The 26,412-nt window shown below is 38.6% G+C and carries 17 protein-coding genes and 2 pseudogenes; 11 read left to right on the plus strand and 8 right to left on the minus strand.

The features are described 5' to 3' along the window. Positions 1-555: 555 nt before the first annotated feature. From ACTQ1L_RS12145 to ACTQ1L_RS12155, 3 genes are all read right to left on the minus strand, one after another. On the minus strand, positions 556-1,071 hold the full coding sequence (locus tag ACTQ1L_RS12145) for a hypothetical protein (protein WP_441367411.1): 516 nt from the start codon (positions 1,069-1,071) through the stop codon (positions 556-558). Positions 1,072-1,298: 227 nt separating this feature from the next. Next, positions 1,299-2,567, minus strand: a complete 1,269-nt coding sequence (locus ACTQ1L_RS12150) for a sensor histidine kinase (protein WP_441367412.1) — start codon at positions 2,565-2,567, stop codon at positions 1,299-1,301. A gap of 83 nt (positions 2,568-2,650) precedes the next feature. Further along, entirely contained in the window at positions 2,651-3,364 is a 714-nt protein-coding gene (locus tag ACTQ1L_RS12155; protein WP_441367414.1) for a LytR/AlgR family response regulator transcription factor, read from the minus strand. Between the two features lie 183 nt (positions 3,365-3,547). Between ACTQ1L_RS12155 and ACTQ1L_RS12160 the strand changes: the two genes are divergently transcribed. The 7 genes and pseudogenes from ACTQ1L_RS12160 to ACTQ1L_RS12190 form a co-directional block, all read left to right on the plus strand. Next, on the plus strand, positions 3,548-4,717 hold the full coding sequence (locus tag ACTQ1L_RS12160; protein ID WP_441367416.1) for a cohesin domain-containing protein: 1,170 nt from the start codon (positions 3,548-3,550) through the stop codon (positions 4,715-4,717). A gap of 15 nt (positions 4,718-4,732) precedes the next feature. Further along, a complete protein-coding gene (locus ACTQ1L_RS12165; RefSeq protein WP_441367417.1) occupies positions 4,733-10,900 on the plus strand; it encodes an InlB B-repeat-containing protein in 6,168 nt (2,055 codons plus the stop codon). A gap of 183 nt (positions 10,901-11,083) precedes the next feature. Then, positions 11,084-11,956 (plus strand): EamA family transporter, encoded by an 873-nt coding sequence (locus tag ACTQ1L_RS12170; protein ID WP_441367418.1) that lies wholly within the window; start codon positions 11,084-11,086, stop codon positions 11,954-11,956. Positions 11,957-12,213: 257 nt separating this feature from the next. Continuing rightward, the gene (locus ACTQ1L_RS12175) at positions 12,214-13,941 is read left to right on the plus strand and encodes an AAA family ATPase (protein ID WP_441367420.1); all 1,728 of its coding nucleotides are present in this window, start codon (positions 12,214-12,216) and stop codon (positions 13,939-13,941) included. Further along, positions 13,934-14,542 (plus strand): HAD family hydrolase, encoded by a 609-nt coding sequence (locus ACTQ1L_RS12180; protein ID WP_441367421.1) that lies wholly within the window; start codon positions 13,934-13,936, stop codon positions 14,540-14,542. The genes ACTQ1L_RS12175 and ACTQ1L_RS12180 overlap by 8 nt, the downstream gene beginning before the upstream one ends. A 346-nt stretch (positions 14,543-14,888) precedes the next feature. Then, positions 14,889-15,182 (plus strand): carbon storage regulator, encoded by a 294-nt coding sequence (locus ACTQ1L_RS12185; RefSeq protein WP_441367423.1) that lies wholly within the window; start codon positions 14,889-14,891, stop codon positions 15,180-15,182. A gap of 59 nt (positions 15,183-15,241) precedes the next feature. Then, positions 15,242-15,553, plus strand: a pseudogene (locus ACTQ1L_RS12190) (flagellin); the annotation flags it as partial. On the opposite strand, the gene ACTQ1L_RS12195 reads toward ACTQ1L_RS12190, so the two are convergent. Then, complete coding sequence (locus ACTQ1L_RS12195; protein WP_441367424.1) at positions 15,531-16,880, minus strand: MATE family efflux transporter; 1,350 nt, start codon at positions 16,878-16,880, stop codon at positions 15,531-15,533. The pseudogene ACTQ1L_RS12190 and the gene ACTQ1L_RS12195 overlap by 23 nt on opposite strands. Positions 16,881-17,351: 471 nt before the next feature. On the opposite strand from ACTQ1L_RS12195, the pseudogene ACTQ1L_RS12200 reads away from it, so the two are divergent. Continuing rightward, positions 17,352-18,212 (plus strand): annotated as a pseudogene (locus tag ACTQ1L_RS12200) (DUF4143 domain-containing protein); the annotation flags it as partial. Between the two features lie 185 nt (positions 18,213-18,397). After that, positions 18,398-19,870, plus strand: coding sequence for a methyl-accepting chemotaxis protein (locus ACTQ1L_RS12205; RefSeq protein ID WP_279207248.1), 1,473 nt, complete (start codon positions 18,398-18,400; stop codon positions 19,868-19,870). 62 nt (positions 19,871-19,932) lie between these two features. Here the strand turns inward: ACTQ1L_RS12205 and ACTQ1L_RS12210 are convergent, their stop codons facing one another. The 4 genes from ACTQ1L_RS12210 to ACTQ1L_RS12225 form a co-directional block, all read right to left on the minus strand. After that, complete coding sequence (locus ACTQ1L_RS12210; RefSeq protein ID WP_441367426.1) at positions 19,933-20,562, minus strand: YczE/YyaS/YitT family protein; 630 nt, start codon at positions 20,560-20,562, stop codon at positions 19,933-19,935. A 3-nt stretch (positions 20,563-20,565) separates the two neighbouring features. Next, a complete protein-coding gene (locus ACTQ1L_RS12215) occupies positions 20,566-22,809 on the minus strand; it encodes an alpha-galactosidase (RefSeq protein WP_441367428.1) in 2,244 nt (747 codons plus the stop codon). Between the two features lie 33 nt (positions 22,810-22,842). Further along, positions 22,843-24,261: a melibiose:sodium transporter MelB gene (gene melB, locus ACTQ1L_RS12220; RefSeq protein WP_441367429.1), complete on the minus strand. Its 1,419-nt coding sequence runs from the start codon at positions 24,259-24,261 to the stop codon at positions 22,843-22,845. Between the two features lie 175 nt (positions 24,262-24,436). Beyond that, complete coding sequence (locus ACTQ1L_RS12225) at positions 24,437-25,354, minus strand: AraC family transcriptional regulator (RefSeq protein ID WP_441367431.1); 918 nt, start codon at positions 25,352-25,354, stop codon at positions 24,437-24,439. A 302-nt stretch (positions 25,355-25,656) separates the two neighbouring features. Here ACTQ1L_RS12225 and ACTQ1L_RS12230 point away from each other — a divergent pair, with 302 nt between their 5' ends. Both ACTQ1L_RS12230 and ACTQ1L_RS12235 read left to right on the plus strand, forming a co-directional pair. Beyond that, entirely contained in the window at positions 25,657-25,962 is a 306-nt protein-coding gene (locus ACTQ1L_RS12230) for a DUF6442 family protein (RefSeq protein ID WP_441367433.1), read from the plus strand. Between the two features lie 2 nt (positions 25,963-25,964). Next, positions 25,965-26,171, plus strand: a complete 207-nt coding sequence (locus ACTQ1L_RS12235) for a helix-turn-helix domain-containing protein (protein ID WP_177382719.1) — start codon at positions 25,965-25,967, stop codon at positions 26,169-26,171. Positions 26,172-26,412: the final 241 nt, after the last annotated feature.

The raw sequence follows: 26,412 nt of genomic DNA on the forward strand, positions 1-26,412 counted from the left end.
ATATAATAATAGATAAAATAATAAATAAAATAGTAGACAAAATAGTAGATAAAACAATAAATAAAATAGCATACAAAATAATCTACATAATAATGTATATTATATACAATAATATAAAAAATATAACGTTATATAAAACAATATATATTATATATAATAAAATAGATGAAAAAAGATAGTATATAATATAAAAATATAACTGTAATAATATATATAATATTATATATGATAATACATGTTATATTTAATATAAAAAATAATCTAATAAATAGTATAATGATTTGTATTGTAGAAAATAAAAGATTAAGTAAAATAGAAAGTGTAAGAACTTATAACATAAAATACAAAAATAAAAGTAAAACAAAAGGTAAAATGTAACATACAATAAAACATTTGAATAAATATATATAATAAAATATGATGATAAATATAATAAAAAATATTATAATAAAACATATAATAGAATTTATATTAAATAATAAATAATAAAATATAAAAATGAATACAAAAAGTTATATAAAATGTAAAAGGAATTGTTATATAAAAACTGATATACTAAAATGAAAAATCTCCCGGAACAGACTTCAGGTAACTCACATCTGATAATCGGGCTTTATCGAGTTTATTGTAATAGGTACTGTTCATGAGGCGGTTCTTATGACGATAATATGTAGCGCGTTTCATATTAAGAGCTTCCATTATGTCAGTATCGGAGCTTTCCTGAAGCATATACACTATATCCGAGAATCTATATTGATTGAAGGAATAAGGAGAATCATTATTTTCCTGATAAACCAGCTTTCGTTTTGCTCCGGCATTTCTTTTGGCCTTAACGTTAAATACATCAGGGTTCATGTTAAGTGAAAGACAGTTATCAGATGAAACCTGCATATCAATTCCCAGACTTGAGAGTATGTCCTGAAAGAAAAGGAAATCTGGATTTTGTTTTAAATCCTCAGCGCTGTTATCTGAGGAAGCTAACTTAAGGTTTAAGTGTCGGTAGCCTTTAAGTGCTTCATAGGTTAAAGAGCTATCTGTTTGATTTATTTTGCCTTTATAAGAGCCTGCCATGGGAATACCTCTGAATAAAAAGTTTTTAACTGTTCTTTAATGTCAATGTCAAAATAGTAACAGTTAGTATTTTCTGTCTATAGAGTATCATAATTAACAATGATACTCAAGCTGGAAATCATAACCATAGAAAACAAAAGAAAAAATTATCATAGAATAAATCGAATAGAATAAGCAAATTAACAAAAAGATAATTTTTAAAAACAAGAGGATTATCTTATAAAAAATTATAAAATAATCCTCAATAAAAACAGATTATCAGTAACAGAAAACTGGCAGTTGCCGTGAAGCTGCTCAACAGTTTTTTGTATACTTTTGGTTCCAAGACCATGACCTGTTTCAGTGGCAACAGGCATACCATTTATCATTTTTGGCCTGAATGCATATGGATTTTCTACCGATATTAGAAGCTTATCATTCTTTTTTGAAATTGAAAGACTGATGAACCTCTTGTCAGGTTCAAGTGCCATAACAGCATGCTGGGCATTTTCTAAAGCATTCTGTAGTATTGATGTCATGTCAATATCTGATATATCAAGCTTTGTAGGAGCTGATATGGAGTATTTAAAGTCAATGTTATTTGCAGCAAAGCTATCAGCATTCGACAGAAGAATAATATTTATAATGTCATTTGAACAGTAGCGTTTATTGACAGTTTTTTCAGAGGTTTTTACAACACTTCTGATATAGTCCAAGGCCTTATCATCTTCACCGTTTTCTATAAATGCAGCTATATTATTCAAGAAATGACGCATATCATGCCTGAGCAGGGATACATTTTTTTCGTTTCGCTGCATGCTTTCTATTTCCTTTTGAAACTGTGCCTGTTTAATCTGCATGAAATAATTCTGCGTTGAAATCTGCTGTTGACGCTCAAACTGTCTGCAGTAGACGATACAGAACACGAGATAACATATGCTCATTACAAAAGGAAAAAACTCTGATACAAGACGGTTTCCGTCATAAAGAAGACTTGTATAAACAGTAGTAGCATAGTCAAAAATATAATAGAAAAACGGCATTATACAAAATGGTATAAGCTCTATATCCGGTTTTGAGAAAACATTTGACAGGGCAGATGCAATATATCGGTAAACAACATGGTAAGTAACGAAAATGCCTGCAATATATGTCAGGTCTATAATCCATTGAGCACAGCCGAGTGATTCAGGGATGATTGAAATCCAGTTGTTAATCTGACAGCACAGATATGCTGTTGTGACTGCAAGCAGCGATTTTAAAAGACTCCTTTTGAATATGAATATCAGCAAAAGAAGTAATGGCAGATGTGTCAGCAGCGGATAGGCGTTTAAAACATGGGAAGAACTCTTTAACATAGAGCAAATCATGTGTAGAAGCAGATCCAGTATGCAAAAGCAGTTAACTATCCGAAAATTCTTTTTGTTATTTTTAATTCCTATAATGGCAGTTGTGACAAAAACTCCAAAGTATAGAGTAAGAATGTGTCTAATTATTTCTGTAATATAATTAATCATATAAACCCCTTATAAAAATCATTCCGGTTAGCAGTAAAATAAAATCAACAATTCGAAACAATGGCTGAAAGATGGCGGACTAACTATTCGCGAAACATATATGAAAAATATGTATCCTGAAAAGTCCTGCCAAGACCTCTTGCAATAGGAATCCGTGTACCTGATTTGGTTACGAGCTCTGTACCGGAGAAATGATCCACAGCAGGTATATAGACAATATAGCTACGATGGCATTTGAAAAATCCTTTTTCCAATGTAAGACTCTTCTCATAATAAGAAAGTGCGCCAATAGCTTCAGTTTTATCACCATTGGATAAAAAAATGATGACTTTTTTATTCTGGGCTTCAAGATATTCGATGTTGTGTAAATATATATTCTGATATCCAAAGGCTGAGTGGATTGTTATTGAATCCGCAGGTCGTGAAATCTCAGAAAGACATTTGTTTAAAAGCTTATATAGCTTGTATCTGTCTACAGGCTTAAGCAGGTAACCGCTGGCATCTACATCATAGGATTCGATGGCAAATTCAGGGGATGACGTCAGGAAAATAATTTTGGAGGTCAAATTATGCTCACGTATTTCTCTCGCTGCATCCATGCCGTTTAATAAAGGCATCATTATATCCAAAAGAATCATATCAGGGTTGTATTTATTGCAGTAATTAAGCAGCATATCACCATTGTCTATAGTTTTTACGGTGACGGGAACAGATGCTGTTTCTATCCAGTCATTAACAAGCTGATTGGTCTGTTCCAGGCATGCACTGTCATCATCACATATAATTATTTCAAACATATAAAAACCTCTTTAACATTAATATAGACATTATATATTGTTTTTGAAAAAGCGTAAACAGGTCTTTTTGCAATTCGCGCCTAAAAAGTTACATTTCACACCAGAGTACTAAAAAGTATAAGAAAATCCTGTATAATTGGTACTATAAATAACATTAATATATAATTTTTAGGAGGATAAAGCATGCAGGAGAGAAAAACTTGTGAAAGAATAAGAATCATTGCTGTAATCGGGATGATTTTTGTGCTGATCATGACGATTGCAGGCGGAAAAACACGGGTACAGGCAGCGGGTGCGGCATTAAGTGTATCGTCTGTTTCCGCAGAAAAAGGAGGAACGGTAACGGTCAATGTGTCATTGTCCAATAATCCGGGAATATATGGAATAAAGGTAAAGACCGAGTATGACAGCAGTGCGCTGCAGCTTAAGTCAATGTCTAATGGAAATGTATTTCCGGTAAGTGAGGCAATTTGCAACGAGGCAAAGGGGGTATATGTTGCAAATTCAAGCGATTTTAATAATGTGACTGGAAACGGCATACTTTTTATACTTGAATTTAAGGTATTGGATGGCGCTGATGCGGCTTCATGTAATGTTTTTGTTAAATTAGAAAAAGCGCAGAACGTTGATGGTGGCAAGATAGATGTATCCGGTGGAAGCGGAAAAGTGACTGTTGAAAAATGCATACATAATAAAAAGACACAGACAATAGCAGCAACCTGCGAGACAGAAGGGGAAACAAAGGTTGTATGTACAAAGTGTGGTGAGGTATTTGAGAAAAACAAAATTCCGGCTACAGGTCACAAAAATACAGAGATAAAAAACAAGGTTGATGCAACAACCACAACTGAAGGCTACACAGGAGATACATATTGTAAGGATTGTGGAAAGCTGATAGCTTCAGGAATCAAGATTGAAAAGCTTCCTTCAAAGTCTGATTCACCAAAATCAGATGAGAAAACAGAAGTGAAAAAACCGGACAACAATACAACAGCTACGGCAAAGAATACAGAAAAGAAGACAGAGAAGAAAACCTCTGATAGCAAAAAAACAAAGAGTAAGAAAACAAAAGAGAACACTGCAGAAGTAGCAAAGACATCTGAAAAAGCTACAGAAAAAGCTACTGAAAAGGCTTCAGAGACAGAGCTTGTCACAGAAACTGAAAGTGAGACAGAAATTACTGAGACAACAGAGCAGACGGAAAAGAAAGATACCATGAAGGATACTAAAAAAGAAGAGGTCAAAAAATCAAGCGGTGTGCCAAAGGCAGCGGCTGTCGTTGTGGTTATAGCAGTAATAGGAGCAATTGGCGCCGGACTTTATTTCTTTGTTATGAAGAAAACCGGCAGATGATAAAAGGAGAAGCGTATGAAAAAACGAATAATAAGCATGCTGCTTGTCGGTGCCATGCTTTTCACGTCAATTCCTATGACGGCAACGGCAAAGACGAGCGAGAGAAAATATGGTGATGTAAACGGAGACGGAGAGATAGATTTCATCGATGTTCTCACGTTAAAAAAGTATATTGCGGAAATTGAACCGAAGAATTATGTTCCGGAAAATGCAGATGTAAATGCTGATGGTACAGTAGATTTTATTGATTTGCTCTTTATTAAGAAATATATTGCAGAATATGATATACAACTTGGACCGGATGTATTGACAGTAAACTTCTACGACGGAGAAAGGTTAATCGATTCCCTCCAGGCAGAGAAGGGCTCTCCTCTGGGAGAGGTTCCGTCAGTAGCCAAATCCTCTAAGGAAAATGCTACGCTGCTTGGATACTATAAGGACAGTGCATGTACACAGCCATTCTATGCAGAGGATCCTGTGACTGAGAGTATGAATGTGTATGCCAAGTATCAGGAGCTTGAGAGTACAGAAGCACTCAACATAACATCATTTACACAGATGGATGCTGAACCTGATGTAACCTTTAACATTAAGCGCGTATCAGGGGAAAATGCACCTGAGAGTGCAGCCGTGCTTACTGTAAAGGATGGTTCTGCAGCGGTTAAGCTTGATATTGCGGATGCAGATAATGATGGTGTATACACAGTTAAGGCACCGGATGGATTTAACAAGGGCTGTTCATATGAACTGAATCTTGCAGACGGCTGGGTATTTGACGGAAAAGATGCAACAATAAGAACAGCGGCATTCTCTATAAAGATGGAGAAGGTTGAAAACCTTGAGATGTCTGAAGATATCAAATATGTCAAGGACACAGACAATATTGACTACAATATAAGCGGAACAAAGTATGGAAAATATACTGAGCTTTCAGACGATATTGTATCAGGAATGTCAGATAAGGACAGTGGAACGTTTGAATATGATAACGCAAACAAGCTGTCACAGGATGATATTATCTGTGTATATGTGGGAAAGGACCCAAGAGAGAGAAAGGGCGATGACGGAAAAGCTCTTTTAGATCCGGCGGTATATGTAAAGGTTTCAAATGTTGATGGTAAAAAGGTTACATTCGTTCCATTAGAGGATGAAGACCAGTCAAAGATGTACGAGGTACCTGACAACTTCCCAATAAAGGTAGCGGCAAAGCCGACAGCAGATAAGGGAACAGTAAGTCTTGACGAGCTTGATGCAGATATGTATAAGACAATGCTCGGTGAAGCTGACGGTACAAAGGCAAATGCCCTTGAAAAGGCAGGAAAGGGAGATTTCATCACACTTTATGAGTCACAGGATGCTCTCACATCAGAGGATGCAGCATACTATGCAAAGATTACGGATTACAACAGTGAGACTCATGAGATTACATATGAAAAGACAACACGCCAGGCAATTCTTGACAGTATGGATCTGAATGCTGATGTTGACCTTTCAGGTGATGATTATATCACAGACCAGGAAAAGAAAGAGATAGAGGACACTGTACTTTATCAGTTACAGCAGAGTGATTTCACAGCAGGCGCTGCAACTGCACTCAGCGATATGCTTGATAAGGCAGCGGTAGTTGATGAGGCTTCAGGTGAGGAAGCGCTTGCCACATGTGGACTTGAGGATGCTGAGGTTACTGATGAAAACGGTGAAGAAATCACACCTCTTGCACTTGCAAAATACAATATAGCAGGCAAGTTTGAGCTTTCAGATAAGGTTAACCTTTCTGTAGAGCTTATCACAAAGGGTGACCAGCTCCATTACAATAATGGTGTACAGCTTGCGGTTAATGTAAAAGCAGATTTTGCTGCAGAGACATCAGACGGCGGTAGTGTAAATGTACCATTAAGCGCAACATTTGTTCAGGAGGTAGTAATACAGCCGGGAGTAAGAGGAAGTATCGTAACAAAGAAGATACTGTTTATACCGGTGCCGATAGGTGTACAGGTAAACTCAACGGTAGATATAAAGAGCTATTCTGCATTCTCATTTAATGCACAGATTTACACAGTTGAGCCTGAGGAAAAGAGCACCTGGGAAAAGATTAAGGACCTCATAAATGACGATAAGCTTGTAGAAGGCTTAAAGGGTGCTGACAAGATAGCAAACGGTCTAAAGACAGTCGGCGATGTCATGACAAAGATAGAGGAGCTTCAGGAGAAAATAGATGAGGCTTCTGAGAAGAAGGAGCAGCTTGACGGCTACAGGGAGGATTTGAACAATCTCTGGACATTTGTTGAGGAAAATGACATAACCACCAAAGAAGCCTGGGCTGAGATGGGAAATAACCTTGACAAGTCAAATATTGCAGCCGATCTTCTTGACATGATGAACATGACAAATGAGACAGAGGCATATACAGAGTATCTTGAGTCAATGCAGGCACTCATGGACAGATACTCAGATACAGTACAGCAGGATACAAGCTGGATAGAGCTTGTAAACAAGGAGATAGCATCTGCAAAGGTCAATTTCTACGGACTTGTAATCGGTGTAGAGACCAACTTTATTGTACGCACTGATATGAGTATTGCGATTGGCTCTAACCTGGAGTATGAGGTTGGTAAGAGATACACCTTCTGGTTCAAGATTGGACTGTTTAGACCTGAGGCAGGAAACTCTTCTATGGATCTTATTGATGAGAGATTCAGGTTCCAGTTCTACTGCATGGGAAGAATTGGAGTAAAGACAGGCGTCAATGCAAGGCTTTATGTGGCAATCGGAAGTGGAAAGCTCGCATCAGTAGGCATAAGTGCAGAGATGGGACCATATGTGAAGCTGTACGGCTTCTTCGTATATGAATATGAGAAGATGAGACCGAAAAATACAGCATATGCAAGCACATCTGAGAGAATGGCAGGAGCACTCTTTATGGAGTTTGGACTGTATTTCAGCCTTGGATTTGATGCAAACGCACTGGGAAATTTGTTTTCATACAGCTATGATTTTATAAATTCAGAGATACCTCTGCTGACAGCAGGAAGGGCACGTTATTATTATAATAATGCATATTCACCTGAACCTGATGAGAAGGTAATAGTAAAGGATGAGGACGGCAACAGTACAAACGGAATTAGCATGAAAGCACCTGACACGGTATTTGCACTTTCATATATGGATTTAAATACAGGTATTCAGGGAAAGGAGCCTGTACGAACAGGAAACAATACTGTATCATATGATAAGTACAACGTAACGCTTTCAAACTCCCACTTTAAGTTCGATGAAGCTACAGGAAAGATTAGTGTTGAGGTGCCTGAGGGCGAGAGATACATGGAATGTGATATGATAATCACATATTTGGGCAACAAGCTGGCATTTTCTCAGTATGATATGACTGTAACAGTGCCACTCGTATGGACCAATCTCTCAACAGCAGAGCTCAGCGAATACTATACAGCCTCTGTCAGAGTGGGTAACGATGTCGACGGCTATCAGACAGTATGGAGCAAAAAGCTCATAAAGAACAAGAGCTTTGACCTTCCGACAGATGACGAAATAAAGGCACTTATAGGCTGGAATGATGACAAGTACGAGGTCGGAACAGGCTATGGAGATGTCCAGACAAAGGGCCAGACACTAATTGACAACAAGGTATTTGATTATAACGTAAATTATAAAAAGTATAAGGTAACTGTTAACGGAATCCAGAAGGAGGATGGCACAACAGAGAGCAGGGATTACTATGCAAGATTCGGAGAGACATTTGATTTCTCAGATCTGGCAGATACAAAGACCTGTGATAAGATAAATAATAAATATACAAAGTTTGCAAAGCTGACAACAAAGGCAACTGTAGTCGGAGGCAGCACATTCGACCTCACAGCAAAGATTAATTCAGCAATGGCTGCAACACTCAAGGATGGAGTTAGCGCAACAGCAAACTATGTGGACAACAGTGCAAAGATAACCTTTGTATTTACGGGAATTAAGCATGACGATTTATCTCAGACAATAGAGAAGGGTACAACACCTGATCTTACAGAGGTAGAGACAATCGTATCAGACGAGGGCATGGCAATCAAGGATATTTCACCTGAGTTTGGACGCGCAGATGCAGATACAACATATCAGGTTGTATGTGGAGAGCTCGTGGGACCGGAAGCAACTATCGAGTTTGACTGCAACGGTGGTAGTTCAGTGGCTCCTGTAAAGAAGGTTGAGGGAAGTCTGGTAGGAAAACTCCCTACACCGACAAGGGATGGATACACATTTGGCGGATGGTTTACAGACAATGGCACATTCAAGAAAGAATTTACAGAGAGAAAGATGCCATCAGGTACCACAAAGCTGTATGCAAAGTGGACAGCAAATGAGTACACTGTAACCTTTAAGGTAAATGGTGGTAACGAGCTAGAAGCTGATAAGCAGACAAAGAAGCTTACATTCGACAAGACCTATGGTGAGCTTCCAACACCTGAAAAGACCGGCTATGGCTTCAGAGGCTGGTTCACAGCGGCTGATGGTGGCGATGAGATTACTGCCGATACAGTTGTAAAGATCACCGCAAACCAGACATTGTACGCACACTGGGAGAAGCTTGTGGATATCAGCAAGGATGTATTTGACTTCGGAGAGGCTGAGACATTCACATATGAAAAGGGTGTTCAGAGGGAAGTTGAATATACCTTTAATGCAGACAAGCTGCCAGAGGAAAGTAAGCTTACAGCCGATGATTTCACATTTAAGTTTATGCGTCAGGGTGATTCGGATTATGTAGAAAAACCATTAAAGGCCGGCACATACAACGTGACAGTGGCACGAAAGGGTGACAATACCTATGCTAAGTTCGAGCAGACCTATGATGCAGTTATGACCATCAATAAGGCTGACAGAACGATTGAAGCAGACGGTGAGGTTGTGGATGCCGGATACACATATTTAAAGATTGACAAATCAAAGATTGATGATTTGGATGATAATGCTTTAGTAAGTTATGTTGTAAATAATACCGGCGGAGGAGAGTCGTATGTTTGTGTAAGCGGTACGGACTCAGATGTGATTGACAAGCTGTCTCCACAAACAGATTATACGGTTTATGTTAATATAACAAATGATGAGAACTACAATGATCTGACAAATGCGACATATATAGAAAATACCACAACAAAAGCTATACCATCAGAAACATGGGACAAACATGCAGACGAAAGCTGGTATAATAGCGAAGATACAACATTTACAATAAATACAGCAGCTCAGTTAGCAGGAGTGTCAAAAATTGTTTGCGATGGGAATAATATGTCAGGAAAGACAATTATCATTGATGCAGATATAGATATGTCTGAATACCTATGGATACCAATTGGCGCCTGGGGCAGTTTTAGAGGTACGATAAATGGAAATTATCATAAATTGACAGGACTTGTATCATCAGGCATGAGTTATGAGGGACTTGTTGGTTATGCATATAAAGCGGGTATTTATAATATTTATGTTGACAATTCTTACTTTGGCAATGGAAGCCATGTTGGTGGAATAGTTGGTAAGCTTGATAATGCAACTGTAAGCAATTGTGTAAGCCATGCGGTAGTTGATGGAAATAATCATATTGGTGGAATTGCCGGATACAGCGTATGGGGAGGAATATACAGAGCAGAGAATTTCGGAAGAGTGGTTGCCAATAACTATGTAGGAGGAATTGTAGGATGGAGCGATTGCACAAGGACTCAGAACTGTGTAAACTTTGGTTTAGTTTATGGCAAGGGAAATTCACAGTGCGGAGGAATTGTAGGTCACGCAGATCATAAGGACATAATATACAATTGCTACAATACAGGTACAGTATATACAACAGGAGGAGATTCACAAAGAGGAGCAATCCTTGGCTTTACAGAAAGTCATGGTATTTTTAAGAGAGATGAAGGCACAACAATGGATCAGTGCTATTATCTGTCAGGATGTGCAGGTTCAAAAGGAGCATATGGTAAAAATGGTGGTAAATATGGTATTAAAAGTCAGAAGACAGCATCATTCAATGGTCCTAATGAAGCAATGAACGATAATTGTGAAGCAGATACAAGAGGTAAGACGTTGTTAGAAAAGCTCAATGTTTGGACAAACAGAGTTGAAGGTCAGACAGTATGGGAAATCAAGGAGGGCAATGATTACCCAACCATCATTGGAATGCCATAATACGCAATTTACTAACCTGTTAGTAAAATTTATCCTCAGAGGCAGCCGCGTTTACGCGGCTGTCTATTTTATCAGTTGAAAATTGAAAAAGCAGTACAAATGGCATATAATTTTGCTTATATATGGAGTGATTGTGAATAGTTATAAAATACTAAATAATAACAGAGTTGGGAGATGAAATAAATGTGGGTAATATATGCCTTCGGCTCTGCACTTTTTGCAGGACTTACGTCAATTCTTGCAAAGTGTGGAATCAAAAAAACTGATTCAAATGTAGCAACTGCAATCAGGACAATAGTAGTTTTAATTTTTTCATGGATTTTGGTATTTGTGGTGGGAGCACAGGGGCAGATAACAGATGTATCTGTAAAGACATGGGTACTTCTGGTGATGTCAGGTGCTGCCACGGGAGCTTCATGGCTATGCTATTTCAGGGCACTTCAGATTGGTGATGTAAATAAGGTTGTGCCGATTGATAAGTCCGGCACGATTTTGACTATCATACTGGCGTTTATTTTTTTCAAGGAAGAAATCAGACCTGTTAAGTTTGTATGTGTTGTGTTTATTGCAATCGGCACATATATGATGATTACCAAAAAAGAAAATTCCGGGGAAAACCGGGACAAGTCACAGAGGTCTCATAGTTATCTGTTTTATGCGGTGCTGTCGGCTGTTTTTGCAAGTTTTACATCGATACTTGGAAAAATGGGTATGGAACAAATCAATTCAAACCTCGGTACGGCAATAAGGACCATTGTTGTGTTTATAATGGCATGGATTGTAGTGTTTGTCACAGGAAAACAGAATACGCTAAAGCAGATAGAGAAAAAGGAACTGTTTTTTATCTGTTTTTCGGGGCTGGCTACAGGTGGCTCATGGCTTTGCTACTATAAGGCGCTGCAGGACGGCCTGGCAAGCGTAGTGGTGCCGATAGACAAGCTGAGCATAGTTGTGACTATCGTATTTTCATACATAGTATTTAAGGAAAAGCTGACGATGAAATCCTTTGTGGGACTTATCCTTATTATTGCGGGAACACTGCTTATGCTGGTTTAAGGATTTTTTTGAAATAAAAGTGAAGAATAATAGCTATAAAAATATTAGAAAAATTTTATATTATAGGTAAAAATTTACAAAAATTAGTCGTTTTTATGCAAATGGTAACGTTTTCGGTATACAAAGTAAACATTTATTGAAAGAGCATAGAGATAATGCAAAAAGTGAATAGGATATAGATACTAATTGTATTTTACCCATCAATCCGCTATACTATAGCTAAGTATAGCGGATTGATACGTTTTGTGGAGGTTCATATGGCAAGCACTTTAAAACTGCCGGTAGGAATTGATAGTTTTGAAAAAATCAGAAGAAACAAATTTTATTATATTGACAAGACAAAGCTTATAGAGCAATTGGTTGAAACCGGTGGAGAGGTCACTCTTTTTACGAGGCCGCGCCGTTTCGGAAAAACTCTGAACATGAGTATGCTTAAAGCCTTTTTTGAAACCGGTGCGGATGAGTCATTGTTTGATGGCTTATATATTTCAAGCAACAAAGAGCTTTGTGACAAATATATGGGAAAGTACCCGGTTATTTTTCTGTCACTTAAGAGTGCTGAGGGACGTTCATTTGATGATGCAAGATATATGATTACTGAGCTCATTGGGAGGGAAGCAGAAAAATTTAAGTTTCTGGAGCATAGTGAGGCTCTTTCAGAAAACGATAAGGACAGGTATAGGGCTATCATTTCGCTGTGTGATGGCAAATATACGATGGATGAGCAGCTTCTTGTATCAAGTCTGCAGAGTCTGTCGCAGTTATTGTTTATACACTATGGTCAGAAGGCAGTTATCCTTATAGATGAGTACGACGTCCCTCTGGATAAGGCATTCCAGAATGGTTACTATAAAGAGATGGTTTCACTCATCAGAGGACTCTTTGGACAGGCGCTCAAAACTAATGAGTTTCTGCAGTTTGCCGTACTCACAGGATGTCTTCGTGTATCCAAGGAGAGTATTTTTACAGGTCTCAACAATTTTGAAATCAATTCCATTGTAGATATCGCCCATGATGAGCAGTTTGGTTTTACTGATGATGAGGTCAGGAAGCTACTTACGGATTATGACAGGGCTGAGCGTTACCTTGATGTAAAGGAGTGGTATGACGGCTATCATTTTGGTAATACCGATATTTATTGTCCTTGGGATGTAATCAATTTTGCCAAGAAGCTGGTTTTTGACCCATCAGCCAGGCCAAGTGCATTCTGGATTAACAGCAGTGGCAATGACATGGTGAAGCGCTTTGTGGACAAGGCAGACCAGACCACGAGAGATGAGATAGAAAAGCTCGTGGCAGGTGGATTTGTGGAGAAACAGCTCCGACTGGATCTGACCTATGATGAGATTGACAATACTATAGACAATCTGTGGAGCGTACTTTTTACAACAGGCTACCTGACTACGGCGGGTGAGGTCAGGCTGCCTGACAGCGAGAGCTATGCCTACAAGCTGGTGATTCCAAATAAAGAGGTGCGTGAAGTGTTTGTTCTCCAGATTCAGGAGTGGTTCAAGGCTGTTGTTGCAAAAAATGATGATACCATGAAGCTTTTATCTAGAGCTATCCTCGATAAAGATGAGAAGCAGATTGCAAGACAGCTTAACATCGTGATGAGCCGCATGATAAGTATACTTGATACCAAGGCTTCTGATGATATGAAAGAGAACTTCTATCACGGTCTGCTCCTCGGCCTGCTTCGCGGAAGCAATCCGGGCTGGCTTATTAAGTCAAATCGTGAGTCGGGAGACGGTTTCAGTGATATTTTAATCAAGCCAGAGGATCCGGATGCAGGCATCGTTATTGAAGTGAAATATGCAAAAGAGATGAAAAACCTTGATGCAGCGTGTGAGGCGGCTATGACGCAGATTAAGGAGAAGAGATATGATGAGGCTCTGCGCGATGAGGGCAGGTGCGATATTTTAGCATATGGCATTGCTTTTTGCAGGAAGAGATGCAGGGTTGTAGGAGAAAAAATAAATGATTAAAAACATAGTATTTGACATAGGAAACGTGCTTGTCAGATTCCAGCCGGACGAGGCAATGCGTGAGATTGGCATTGAAGAAAATAAAATAGCAGCTTTAGCCCATGCAACATATGAAAACCCTGTCTGGGTTGAGCTGGACCGTGGTGTAATTCCTGAGAACGAGATAATTGATGAGATGGTTAAGGTGGCTCCACAGTATGAGGCGGATATCAGGAGATTTTTCAAAGAGGGAAAGGCTTTTGTCGTAAAGGCATTCGACTATGCAGCAGACTGGATTGAGGAGTTAAAGAGCAGAGGCTATAAAGTGTATTTATTATCGAATTATCCAAAGGACTACTTCGAGCTTCATACGCACAGTGAACTTAGTTTTGTGTCACTTGTTGACGGCAAAGTCATTTCAGCTATGGTTGGGATGATAAAGCCTGATGCCGGTATCTATCAGTGCCTGTTTGATAAATACAATCTGAATCCGAAAGAATGCGTGTTCATAGATGACAGACCGGAGAATATCGAAGGTGGCAGAAGGCTTGGTATGGAGGGAATTGTGTTTAAAGACTATGAGACCGGAAAGAAAAAGCTGGAGCAGATGCTGTTGGATTAAAAGCTGATTGGCGGGTATCAAAGGGGCATCCGGATAGAAGGATATTGCAGCGGTTATAGAGTTTTACAACGGACTAACAGAACAGCCAGTGTTTCTGAAATAGAGAAACACTGGCTGTTTGTTTTTAATCATTTTTTATAGTTCAAGATTCATATAAATCTCATCACGTTCATCCTGCTCAATACCCAGATAATGCCGCATGACAGATTCTTCCCCTGGAATATCCAAAATCCACAACAAAATAATAGTAATTATAAAAAGCAAAAAATGTAACATTTTACTATAAAATGTTACATAATTCGGAAAAGCATGGACAAAGCTATTCCCTAGTGCATGGAGGTAGAAAATGCTCAAATTATCATTAAAGGAAGGGCAATATGTAAATATCGGAGACGATATCCGAATCGTGTTCGCGGGTGGAACAGGAAAGCACTGTCGATTACTGATAGATGCTCCCAAAGAACTGAATATCGCAAGATCCAACAACGAACCGGACCCAGCGAAGCGAAAAGATACATATTATCCCGAACCTGAGTTTTCCAGTGAAGCAAAGAAACAAATCAAGCAAATCATCTGGAATGAGAAAGAACGTCAGAAAAAGACGCAACAAATGGTTACTTTACAAGTGATGCTGGACTAGCAGGAAACGATGCTGAAAAGAATGTTAAAGTTGCCGTGGATACTGCAAAGAAGACAGATGGAAATGGATATTTGCAGCAGTTTGATGTTAATGGAAAGTTATCATTCAATCTTCATGTAGGAGCAGATTCTGCAACCGACAATAAAATAGCTGTAAAGATTGATTCTATGAGTGCAGCCGGAATTGGTGTTAAAAATCTCAAGGTTGATACAGAGGATGATGCAACAGCTGCAATCGATCGTATTTCAGAGGCAATCTCAAAAGTATCTTCACAGCGTTCATCACTCGGTGCTGTTCAGAACCGTCTTGAGCACACAATCAACAACCTCGACAACGTAGTTGAGAATACTACAACAGCTGAGTCTCGAATCCATAAACCCATTTTCCACGTAAGAACAGATACAGAAAAATCACGGAGCTGATACCCCAAGTCAATGGGTATGCCCAGAAAATCACTCGTATATCCGGGAGAATACGAACTGCCACAGTAATGTAGCTTACGCGAAACAGACACCAGTCACAGAGCATAACAATCATCGGAACGGATGCGTTACCTGATCCACGAAGTACTGCTGCGATGCAATGAGAAAACGCCAGCAGACAATAAAATAAAGCAATTGTTCTGGACTGCATGACTCCATAATGTACAACATCGGGATCTCTGTTAAACGCTGTGATCAGTACCGGTGCTGCCACATATATGATAATACCGATCAACTCTGCAATAGTAATCGAGCAGAAAACTCCAAATCTTGCTCCCTTTTTCGCCCGGTCATACTGTTTTGCACCCAGATTCTGACTGACAAAGGTTGTCAGAGCCATTGTAAAACAGGTCACCGGCAAAAAGGCGAATCCCTCTATCTTGGAGTAGGAGCCACATCCTGCCATCGCCATTTTTCCAAATGCATTTATATTTGACTGTACAAAGACGTTCGCGATCGCGATCACTGAATTCTGAAAACCGGATGGTACACCATTCTGGATGATCTGCTTCAGCATAGAACTGTCAAAACGAATCTCTCGCAATTCCAGACGGTATTCTTCTTCCACACGCAGCAGATGAACCATACAGAGCAGTGCACTGACAAACTGTGAAATTGCGGTTGCAAGTGCTGCTGATCCGACTCCCATGCCAAGACCTGCGATAAAGAAAATATCCAGAACGACATTGACACAGGAAGAAATAATCAGATATATCAGTGGATGGCGTCCATCACCGACCGACTGCAGAACTCCAACAAAGATATTGTACATGACAACACCCATAGACCCTGCAAAATATGTACGGAAATACACAATAGATTCCGGGAGCACGTCCGCAGGAGTTCCCATCAATACCAGGATCTTTGGTGCCAGAAACATTCCCAAAACTGTCAGCACAGCACCGGCCACAAGTCCAAATGCAACCGTTGTATGGATTGCCTTTTGCAGGCAGTCTCTTTTTTTGGCTCCGTAATATCGTGCAATAACAACACCTGCACCCATGGCAATGCCGTTAATAAAACCTATCATCAGAAAAATCAGATTTCCAGATGAACTGACTGCCGCCAGTGCATTACTTCCTAGAAAATTTCCTACGATCAGGGAATCAGCAGTATTATACAATTGCTGGAACAGATTTCCCAGAAACAATGGAATTGCAAAAAAAATGATCTTTTGGGAGATACTTCCCTCTGTCATTCTCAGACTCTTTTTCATATCAAAAATTACTCTTCTCTTTTCTGTGTTCTTTGAATCAATAGAGATGAAGGACTGCTCTTCGTGATAGTTGCCTCTCTACCTTATTATTTATACCATACCATGCATATGTTGCTGATGTCAATGTAAAGACTGCTTGTAGAGCTGGAATTTCCATCCTTTAATCACTATCCAAATAAATTCAAAATCCGTTTAGAATCAGTACTATATAATCGTCGCAAATTCCAGAAAATTAATAACACAGTATATAATATAAAATGCTTTTCCCGATATAATCAGGTAAGATTTATGATTTGAAATGAGGAAAAGTATGAACATATGACTTTATAGAATATGCGTATAATCATAAAAAATAGGGTTATAATACTTGCGTATAATCAAAAAATAAATTACAATGTGCGTATAATCATAAAAAATAGAACTAACATATATGCGCATAATCTGGAGGAGCCATGATATTAAAAAGAAAAATATATAAAAAAATGCTTTGAAAAAAGGGAACCTTTGGAAAGAAGTATGCATAATCAGGCAATGCTTTTGTTTCATCAGTATATGCTTGTTGGTGGGATGCCTATGCCTGTAGTGGCATTTATTGAAAGTAAAAAAGATTTTACAGAAGCGGATAAAGAAAAAAGGGACATTCTTAAAGTGTATCGGGAAGATATTATGAAGATAGATATGAGATATAGAAGCAAAGTTCTTGCAATCTATGACCAGATTCCGGGATTTCTTTCACAGCATGAAAAAAGAGTTGTATTCAAAAAGCTACAAGATGGTAGTTATGCAGACCAGTATGAGGAAACTTTTTTCTGGCTGTCGGATTCTATGATATCCAATGAGTGCTTTTTGTGTAATGATCCGAATGTTGGCTTATCATTGAATGAGACAAGAAGCTATGTAAAGTGTTATATGGGTGATACTGGACTTTTGGTAAGCCATGCATTTGATGAGAATGAATTACTTGAAGATGAAGTATATAAACAGATATTGGCAGGCAAATTACAGATTAGTGAAGGAATGCTTTATGAAAATGCAATAGCTCAGATGCTGGTGGCGAATGGACATAAGTTATATTTTTATACACACTATAATGAAAATAAGCACCGAAATGATATGGAAATTGATTTTATTATTTCGAATAATAGCAGATTAAAATATAAGATGTTTCCGATTGAAGTAAAGTCTGGAAAGCAATATAAAACAACCTCATTAAATAATTTCAGAGAAAAATACAAGGAGCGCATAGGGGAAAGTTATATTATTCATCCAAGAAATTTAATTGTAAAAGATGGAATTATATGCATTCCCCCATATATGACGATGAATATATAAAAATCTGACATATTTATTACAGAAATTATCTGATTAATGGTAATTCTGACATATGGCGCCATTTACTAAAGTAATCTAAAATTATATAAAATAAAAAGATTTTCTTGAAGCGTGTGGATATTTATGATATTTTAAAAATTAGAAGAATAGTCATATAAGTAGGAAAAACTTTTCTAGGAGGAATTATGATGGTGGAAACAAAAGAAATTTCGGAATTTACGCGGTCGAATCGCATTGCGATGCTGTCACATATCAGTACGGTAATGGTTATGGTGTTTTTTATGATATGGGAAAGCGTAAGAGGACAACTGTCTCCGGTATATATGACAATCGCTACGGTCGTTGGTGTCATACCTTTGATTGGCGAGGTGATTTGTTGGAAAGGTAATACGGAACATGCGATGATCAAACATCTGGTTTCCTATGGATTTGCAGTGTTTTACACAATATGTCTTTTTACCTCACCGACAAATCTGATTTATGTATTTGTAATTCCGATGATTTTTGTTGTCACCATTTACAGTGACACACGTTATCTTCTTCTGATTAATACAGGTACCATATTAGAGAGTATCATTGTTGTTGTGATCGGTGCGACAAAAGGCGGTTTTGGGTATCATGGAATCGAAGCAGCAGTTGTACAGATTGTTGTTATGATCATGGTTGGAGCGAATTCTGTTTTGACTACAAAAGTGATTCGCGAAAACACAAGAAAGAGATTTACAGAAGTGGCGCAGGCAAAAGCAGAGGCTGAAAATCTTCTGGAAAGAAATGAGAAACTTGATCAGCAGCTTTCCGGCAATATTGCAGATATCAATGTACGTTTCGAAAAGCTGACAGCGGCATCTAAGACAACGACTGAGGCAATGCAGGAAGTATCTGCAGGTGCTACTGATACCGCAGAACATGTGCAGAATCAGTTGGAACAGACACATGCAATTCAGGATAAGGTGGATGAAGTTGCAGTCGCTGTGGAAGAAATCGGAAACAGCATGACGCTTACTCTGAAAGCGTTAGCGGAAGGCAAACAGGATATCGAGCACCTGGCATCGGAAGTTGAAGCTTCTGTTGATAATGGAACCGAGGTTACAGAAAAACTGGAAAATCTGAACAAGTATATGGATGAAATGAATTCCATTGTAGAACTGATTGGAGGAATTACGAACCAAACAAGTCTTCTTGCATTGAATGCGAGCATTGAAGCAGCCCGTGCCGGAGAGGCAGGAAGGGGATTTTCTGTCGTTGCAACAGAAATTTCCGGTATGGCAACGAGAACCAAAGAAGCAACCGTACATATTACAGAGTTGATCAGCAACGTGTCCAATGCAATCATGGAGGTGGTCGGTGTTGTCTCCAATATGATAAATGGAATTAACGAAGAGAAGACTGGTGCATCAAATGCAGAAGAAAGCTTTGAAAGTATCGAGGACAATACGCGGGCAATTCAGAAAAATGCAGATACTCTTTCAAGAAGCATTTCCGAGTTGCAGAATGCAAATAAGGAAATTATAGATTCCATTCAGACAATCTCAGCGATTTCCCAGCAGGTATCGGCGCACGCAGGCGAGACGATGCAGGCAGAGAAAGAAAATTTGAATGTAATGCAGGATGTAAGTGCAATTATGCAGAAGCTGGCAACACTGGCTGCCCATTCATAAAGGAAAAGAAAGGCCCGTATCCGTTATGGAAATGAGCCTTGAAGAATTGTAATCCTTAGATTTTACAAGAAAAATCTCTCCAGTTTTGTTTTAAAAAATTGAATCAATGGACCATTGAAGCAGGCATTTATAATTGTACCAATCCCTACTACCGACCAGATACCTGCCCCAGATGCAATGGCAAATATGATTCCGATAATCACAACAACAACATCTGAAAGAACCCTTGCTTTATGGAATGGAATTTTCTGATGTGTCAGTTTCTCGATTATAATTGCGACGCTGTCATATGGAGCGATTCCCATATTTGCGACCATATATAATGCCACTCCCATAGATGCCATCAGCTGAGCAAGTAGCAGTGCAATGATACGCAGTGGCAGATTCATCTGAATCTGCACTACATCATTCGCTACATAACAAATAAAATCTGCAATATATCCGACAAATACCATATTGATAATGGTACCCGCACCAATGCAGGATCTTGCCTGAAAGAATACAACTACAAGAATGATCGCATTGACAAGCAGCTGCCACGTTCCAAAGCTCCATCCGATAAACCCACTGATTCCAAGATTCATTGCACTGAATGGATCCACACCAAATTGTGAAAGTCGTAAGAAAGATACACATAATCCTATGAACAATATTCCCAGTACCATTCCGATGATTCTTTTTGTCTTCGTCATTTTCTATCTTACCTCCTGAACTTTTTTGCCTTTCAGCATATATATTCTAGATTCAAAATCGGTACAAGGAGTCACATTCCCTGGCACTTCACCAGCTGTCACATCGGATGTGATCAATCCATAATTCATCAATTCGTCTCCGTAATTTTCTGTATGGTTCCATACATTTTCATAAATCATATCCGGGTTCAATCCCTGTAATCTGACACGGCTATACGGCTGATTCACTCCATTTAAAACACGATAGTAGCCTACGATTGCAAGCGTGCGGTCTTCATTTGTCACCATCCATACCGTCTCATTTCCTTCGAATGGACTTTTCAGACGATAAAATGTTCCAAACTGTAACACTTCCCGGTATTCTTTCATAAATGTGATCTGTTCTTTTACTTCTTTGATCTCTTCTTCTGTCAATTTGTTGAGATCCAGTTCGTATCCAAAAGTTCCAAAGTATGCTACATTCGCTCTTGTATGTAATGGGGTATTGCGAAATACCTGGTGATTCGGGACAACAGACACATGGCTTCCCATACTGCTGAGCGGATAACACATAGAAGTTCCATACTGAATCTTCAGACGCTCAATTGCATCTGAATCATCACTTGTCCATCCCTGTGGTGCATAATACAGCATTCCAGGGTCAAATCTTCCGCCACCGCTGGCGCAGGATTCGAATAATACTTCTGGAAACTCATTTGTCAAACGTTCATACAGATCATATACACCTAAAATATAACGATGGAACACTTCTCCCTGTCTGTCTGAAGGAAGTTTGCTGCTGTAGCATTCTGTAATGCTTCGGTTCATATCCCATTTAATATATGAGATTTTCGACTCCGATAATAACTTTGCCATCATTCCGTAAATATGATCTACTACTTCTTTTCTTGAAAAATCGAGTACATACTGGTATCTGCCGTGTGATGTATTTCTTCCCGGTGTCTGTAAGATCCAGTCTGGATGTGCTCGATAAAGATCAGAGTCTTTATTTACCATCTCCGGCTCAAACCAAAGACCGAATTTTAATCCCAGTGCTTCAATTCTTTCTGACAGGCCCTTGATACCATTTGGCAGAAGCTCTTTATTTGCCACCCAATCACCAAGACCGGCTCTGTCATTTCTTCTTGCGCCAAACCATCCGTCATCTAAGACAAACAGTTCTACTCCACATTCTTTTGCTTTCCTTGCAATCTCTACAAGGCGATCTTCTGTAAAGTCAAAATAAGTTGCTTCCCAGTTGTTATTTAAAATCGGTCTTGCCTTATCACGCCAGTACCCTCTTGCGAGTCTCTTAGCATACAGCTTCTGGAACGTCTGACTCATGCCATTTAATCCATTTTCACTGTAAACCAGAACTGCTTCCGGTGTCTGAAAGCTTTCTCCCGGTTCTAATTTCCAATCGAATCCTTCCGGATTGATCCCGGCTGTAATTCGTGTCACATCATGTGTATCTACCTCTGCCTGCATACGGAAATTTCCACTGTATACAAGGCTTATTCCGATTGCTTCTCCTGCATTTTCATCTGTGTTGTGACGTTTTAAAGCAAGGAACGGATTATGTTCGTGAGAAGAATTTCCACGCATGCTGTCGATAGCTGTTATGCCTTGCTCCAATGTTCGATTCTTTATATAGCGCTCTCTGGACCACGCACCGGACAACTGCATCCATTCATAATCCTTATCCGGAAGATCCAGGCTTAAGCTCATCATATTTAATACATGCAGATTTTTCTCACCATCATTTTCAATATAAGCACTTCTTGCAATTGCACTATATTCATCAAAAATCGTATATAAAAGCGCCAGTTTTGCACCAGTCAAAGCGTCTTTAAGGAAGATGCGCAATGTCTGCGCTTCCTCCTCGGACTCTGTGTAAGTTGCCGGCAATCCGGAGAGTTTCGGTTTTCCGGCAATAATCTCATAGCTGTCATATTGGAACTCACTGATCCTGCTGCCATTTTCTTGCAACAATTCAATTGCCGGGTGTCTGTAGTCTGTCGTACCGTAAACAGGATATTCCTGTCGGATATGTTCCAATGAAAAAGTACGATCCCATTCAAATATATATGATGTCATTGGGCGTCCACATTTTTCAACCAGATAAGAAAAATCTGCTTTATCATGAAGACGTTTTCCAAAATATAATTGTCCCAGATGTTCATTTTCTAATACACATAAGATATAACTGATTTTTTCATTGTATAAATGGAAAGTTTTCGTTTCCTTGTGAAAAATAATCTGTCTCATATACTACCTCTTTTACAATTGAATTGTTGTCTCTTAAGCTGTCTGCTTTTTCGCATGCATTTCATTTACTTTTCTTGTGATTTCTTCCATCTTCTCACCTTTTAAAGTGTAGTATTTTTTGTAAATACCAAAGCTGGCAAATGCAAGAATGATTGGAATTACTATCATTAACACGCGAATACCCATTACGGTTGCTGCGCTCTGCGTTACCGCTTTTGCGTTGTATCCTACAATCTGAAGACCAATTCCTGTTAATCCACCTGCTGCTGCCATAGCTGCCTTCATAAGGAATGTCTGTGCAGAGCATGTTACACTTTCATTTCGTACACCAAATTTCACTTCTCCATAGTCGATAACATCTGCCATACAGCATGTTGTTACTCCAAGTGAAAGACCTGATCCAAAGAAAAGAAGTGCACAACATACAATAACTAACACTTTGTTCTGTGGTGCTACATATCCTGCTGCACCGAGCAGTACAAATCCAACAATCGGAAGTCCGCATGCAAATGCGTATACTTTTTCACGGCTAATTTTTTCTGCGATTTTCGGGAAGAATAAAAGTCCTGCCATCTCAGCAATAATCGCAAATCCAAAAATAGAATACAGATATTCATCATGGCATACACATTTGAAATAATATACAGCAAAGCTTTTTGCAAGCTGTGTACAAAGGTTAAATGTCAAAAGTAGTCCGATAAATGCAAGTAGCTGATCATTTTTCACAATTACTTGAAATGCCTGTTTCAGACTTGTCTTTTCCGATGATACCCCTAATGTTGATTCCTCTTTTACATTAAATACAGTAATACCGATTGTAGCGATGAAAATAACTGCGATAATGATTGCGAAAAGTGTATATCCTTTTTCTGCGTAGAGATTGCTCTCGCCTGCAACTTTGTTCAGGTAATTGATAATGTAAAGTCCAAATGTTGCTACTGAAAATCCTGCAAGACTTGCGAAAAATCTTGGAATTACGGATACTTTCTCACGTTCGTGAGGATCATTTGTCAAGTTCGGAAGCCATGACCAGTAAGGGACATCCATGATTGTATAAGTCATTCCATATAAGATGTACATAACGGATACATATACGTACAATGCTGTTCCTGACAGGTTAAAACTGTGGAATAACAAAACAAATACAACTGAATTTACCAGTGTTCCGATTACAAGCCAGATTCTGAATTTACCAAAACGTGTATGTGTATTGTCAACAACCATTCCCATCATCGGGTCATTGATCGCATCCCATATTCTTGCTACAAAAAACAGTATGCCGACAAATGCCGGTGCCAGATACAATGTATCTGTAAAATAAAGCATTAAAAATGCTCCTACTAAATTGCAAATTGCATCTTTACCGATTGCTCCAATTCCAAAACATAATTTTTCTCTTGTAGACGCATATTTATATTGCGGATTTTTCTGAGTTTCATTTTGATTCTCCATGATTCTCCTCCTCTAACACTCATTTGTTTATTTGTTGTTTAAGTGAAGAAACCTGTGCACTTGTTCCTTATGTTTGTTGATACAAGTATAGCGTACAAAAAAAGCATCCGTTATACCTTTTTGTTAAGATTTATATCTCAAATGTTAGGTATCAGATGCTTTTTTAACATTTTATCTATTCTTTTTCGATGTTTCCTACATAAATTGTTTTATGCTTCTTGTATTCTTTCAGTTCATTTTGTGCACGGATCAATCGTTCTCGGGCATCCTTTCTGTTGTCATTACGATATTGGGTCGGCGTTATTCCCACTTTCTGCTTGAATACTTTACCGAAAGCAAGGGAATTACGATAGCCGCAGGAAACTGCAATTTCCTCCACAGACAGATTTGTAAGTGCGAGCTGCTCCTTTCCTCTGGAAATTCGAAATTCCGTCAAAAAATTTTTCGGAGAGATTCCAAGACTGTTCATAAATATTGTATATAAATAGCTTCGATTTAGTGCCAAATAATTTGCTATATCTTCCACTGTGATTTTCTGTGAATAGTAATTCTTTATATAGGCAATTGCTTCCTGTACATGTATGCTTTCTTTTGTATCATTCGAATATTGCTGAATTTCAATCCCACGAGCCAGTACTGAGAAAAACTGATAGAGCTTCCCCTGGAGATAGTAAAGATTTTCTGCAGTTGAACGCGTATGATGAAGCATTTCAAATACAATTTCTTTCAGTTCTTCTCCATATTCACACTCGCATGTAAGCTGACGACTGTTCAGTCCGAGATCTCTGACAAATCTTTGTGCCTCCGTACCACCAAATCCTACCCAAAGGTAAGACCATGGGTCCGTTTTATCTGCCTGATAAAAGGTAAGGCTTTCCGGTTCAATCAGAAAGGCCTGTCCTTCTTTCAGCTGATACTTCGTTTCACCTACCTGATAGATACCTTTGCCCTTCATTACATAATGCAAAATATAATTGGGTCTTGCGGCCGGTCCATAGCTATGTAATGGCTTGCATTCTGCAAATCCGCAGAAACACAAATGAAAATCTTTAAACTTTGGTTTTAATAGCTGTAATACGTAAGAATCTTCCATAATCTGTATCCTCTCTTAATTCTGTTTACGTGCTTTCCAGTCATGCTTATTTTTGCTGTTACTCACTCAGCAATAGTTAGTTCAACCGTTTTCCTTATTCTATCACAGTATCGTGTTATTATTCCATCAGTTTTCAAACCAAGTATTAAAATGTAACTCCCTTTTTACAAAAGTATGTCTAATGGATAATCCCTTATAATTATTCGCTTTTGTTAAAATAAAACTTGGCAAAGAACTTGACAAGTGTACTTGGCAATGTTATGCTTGGATTGCAAATAAAACTTGGCAAAGGAGATTGGATTATGGAAAGAAAAGAAATTTTAAAAAGAGCACAGGATGAAAATTTGGATGAAAGAGAACTTCAAGTAAAAGATAAGTCTATGACGTGGTCATATATTGTTATGGTGATTATGGCATCTGTATTTTCATTTATTCGATCAGAACAAGGTTTACCTATGATGGATTTATGTGCAACTGTTAGTGGTTCGGTGTGTGCAGCAATGACATATCGATTTATTAAGACAAGAAATATAGAACATTTGATTATATCAGTTATTATGTTTGCAATAATGATTATGGCAATTGTTAGATTTTGCATGGGGCACTAATTATGAATGATTCACTTGAATTGAAAAATAATATTAAAGAAGTTCGCACTGAAAAAAAATTATCACAGGCTGCCTTGGCTGATTTGGTAGGTGTATCTCGTAATACAATTAGTTCGATTGAGACGGGGCAATTTAATCCTACTGCAAAGCTAGCATTATTATTGTGTGTTGCTTTGGAAAAGAAATTTGAAGATTTGTTTTATTTTTAGAAAAATTTTGTCAGAAATGGTTGTTTTTTTACAATAAAGAGAACAATAACTTCAAGTTAGTAGGTGTATCGCCATGCCGACACTCACAAGCTTGCGCTTGTTCGTTGTTGCGGCGTTCGCCGTATGCATCTGAACTCGAATATGTCTGCCTGTGAGCAAGCTTCCGTCAGCCAATTCGGTTCATCTGCGCATGGCTCATTGCTACGCGCAAAATTCCAGTTTGCAGAACTGACTCAAAAGA

Source organism: Agathobacter sp. LCP21S3_B2 (genome assembly GCF_052118705.1).
GTDB lineage: Bacteria > Bacillota > Clostridia > Lachnospirales > Lachnospiraceae > Roseburia.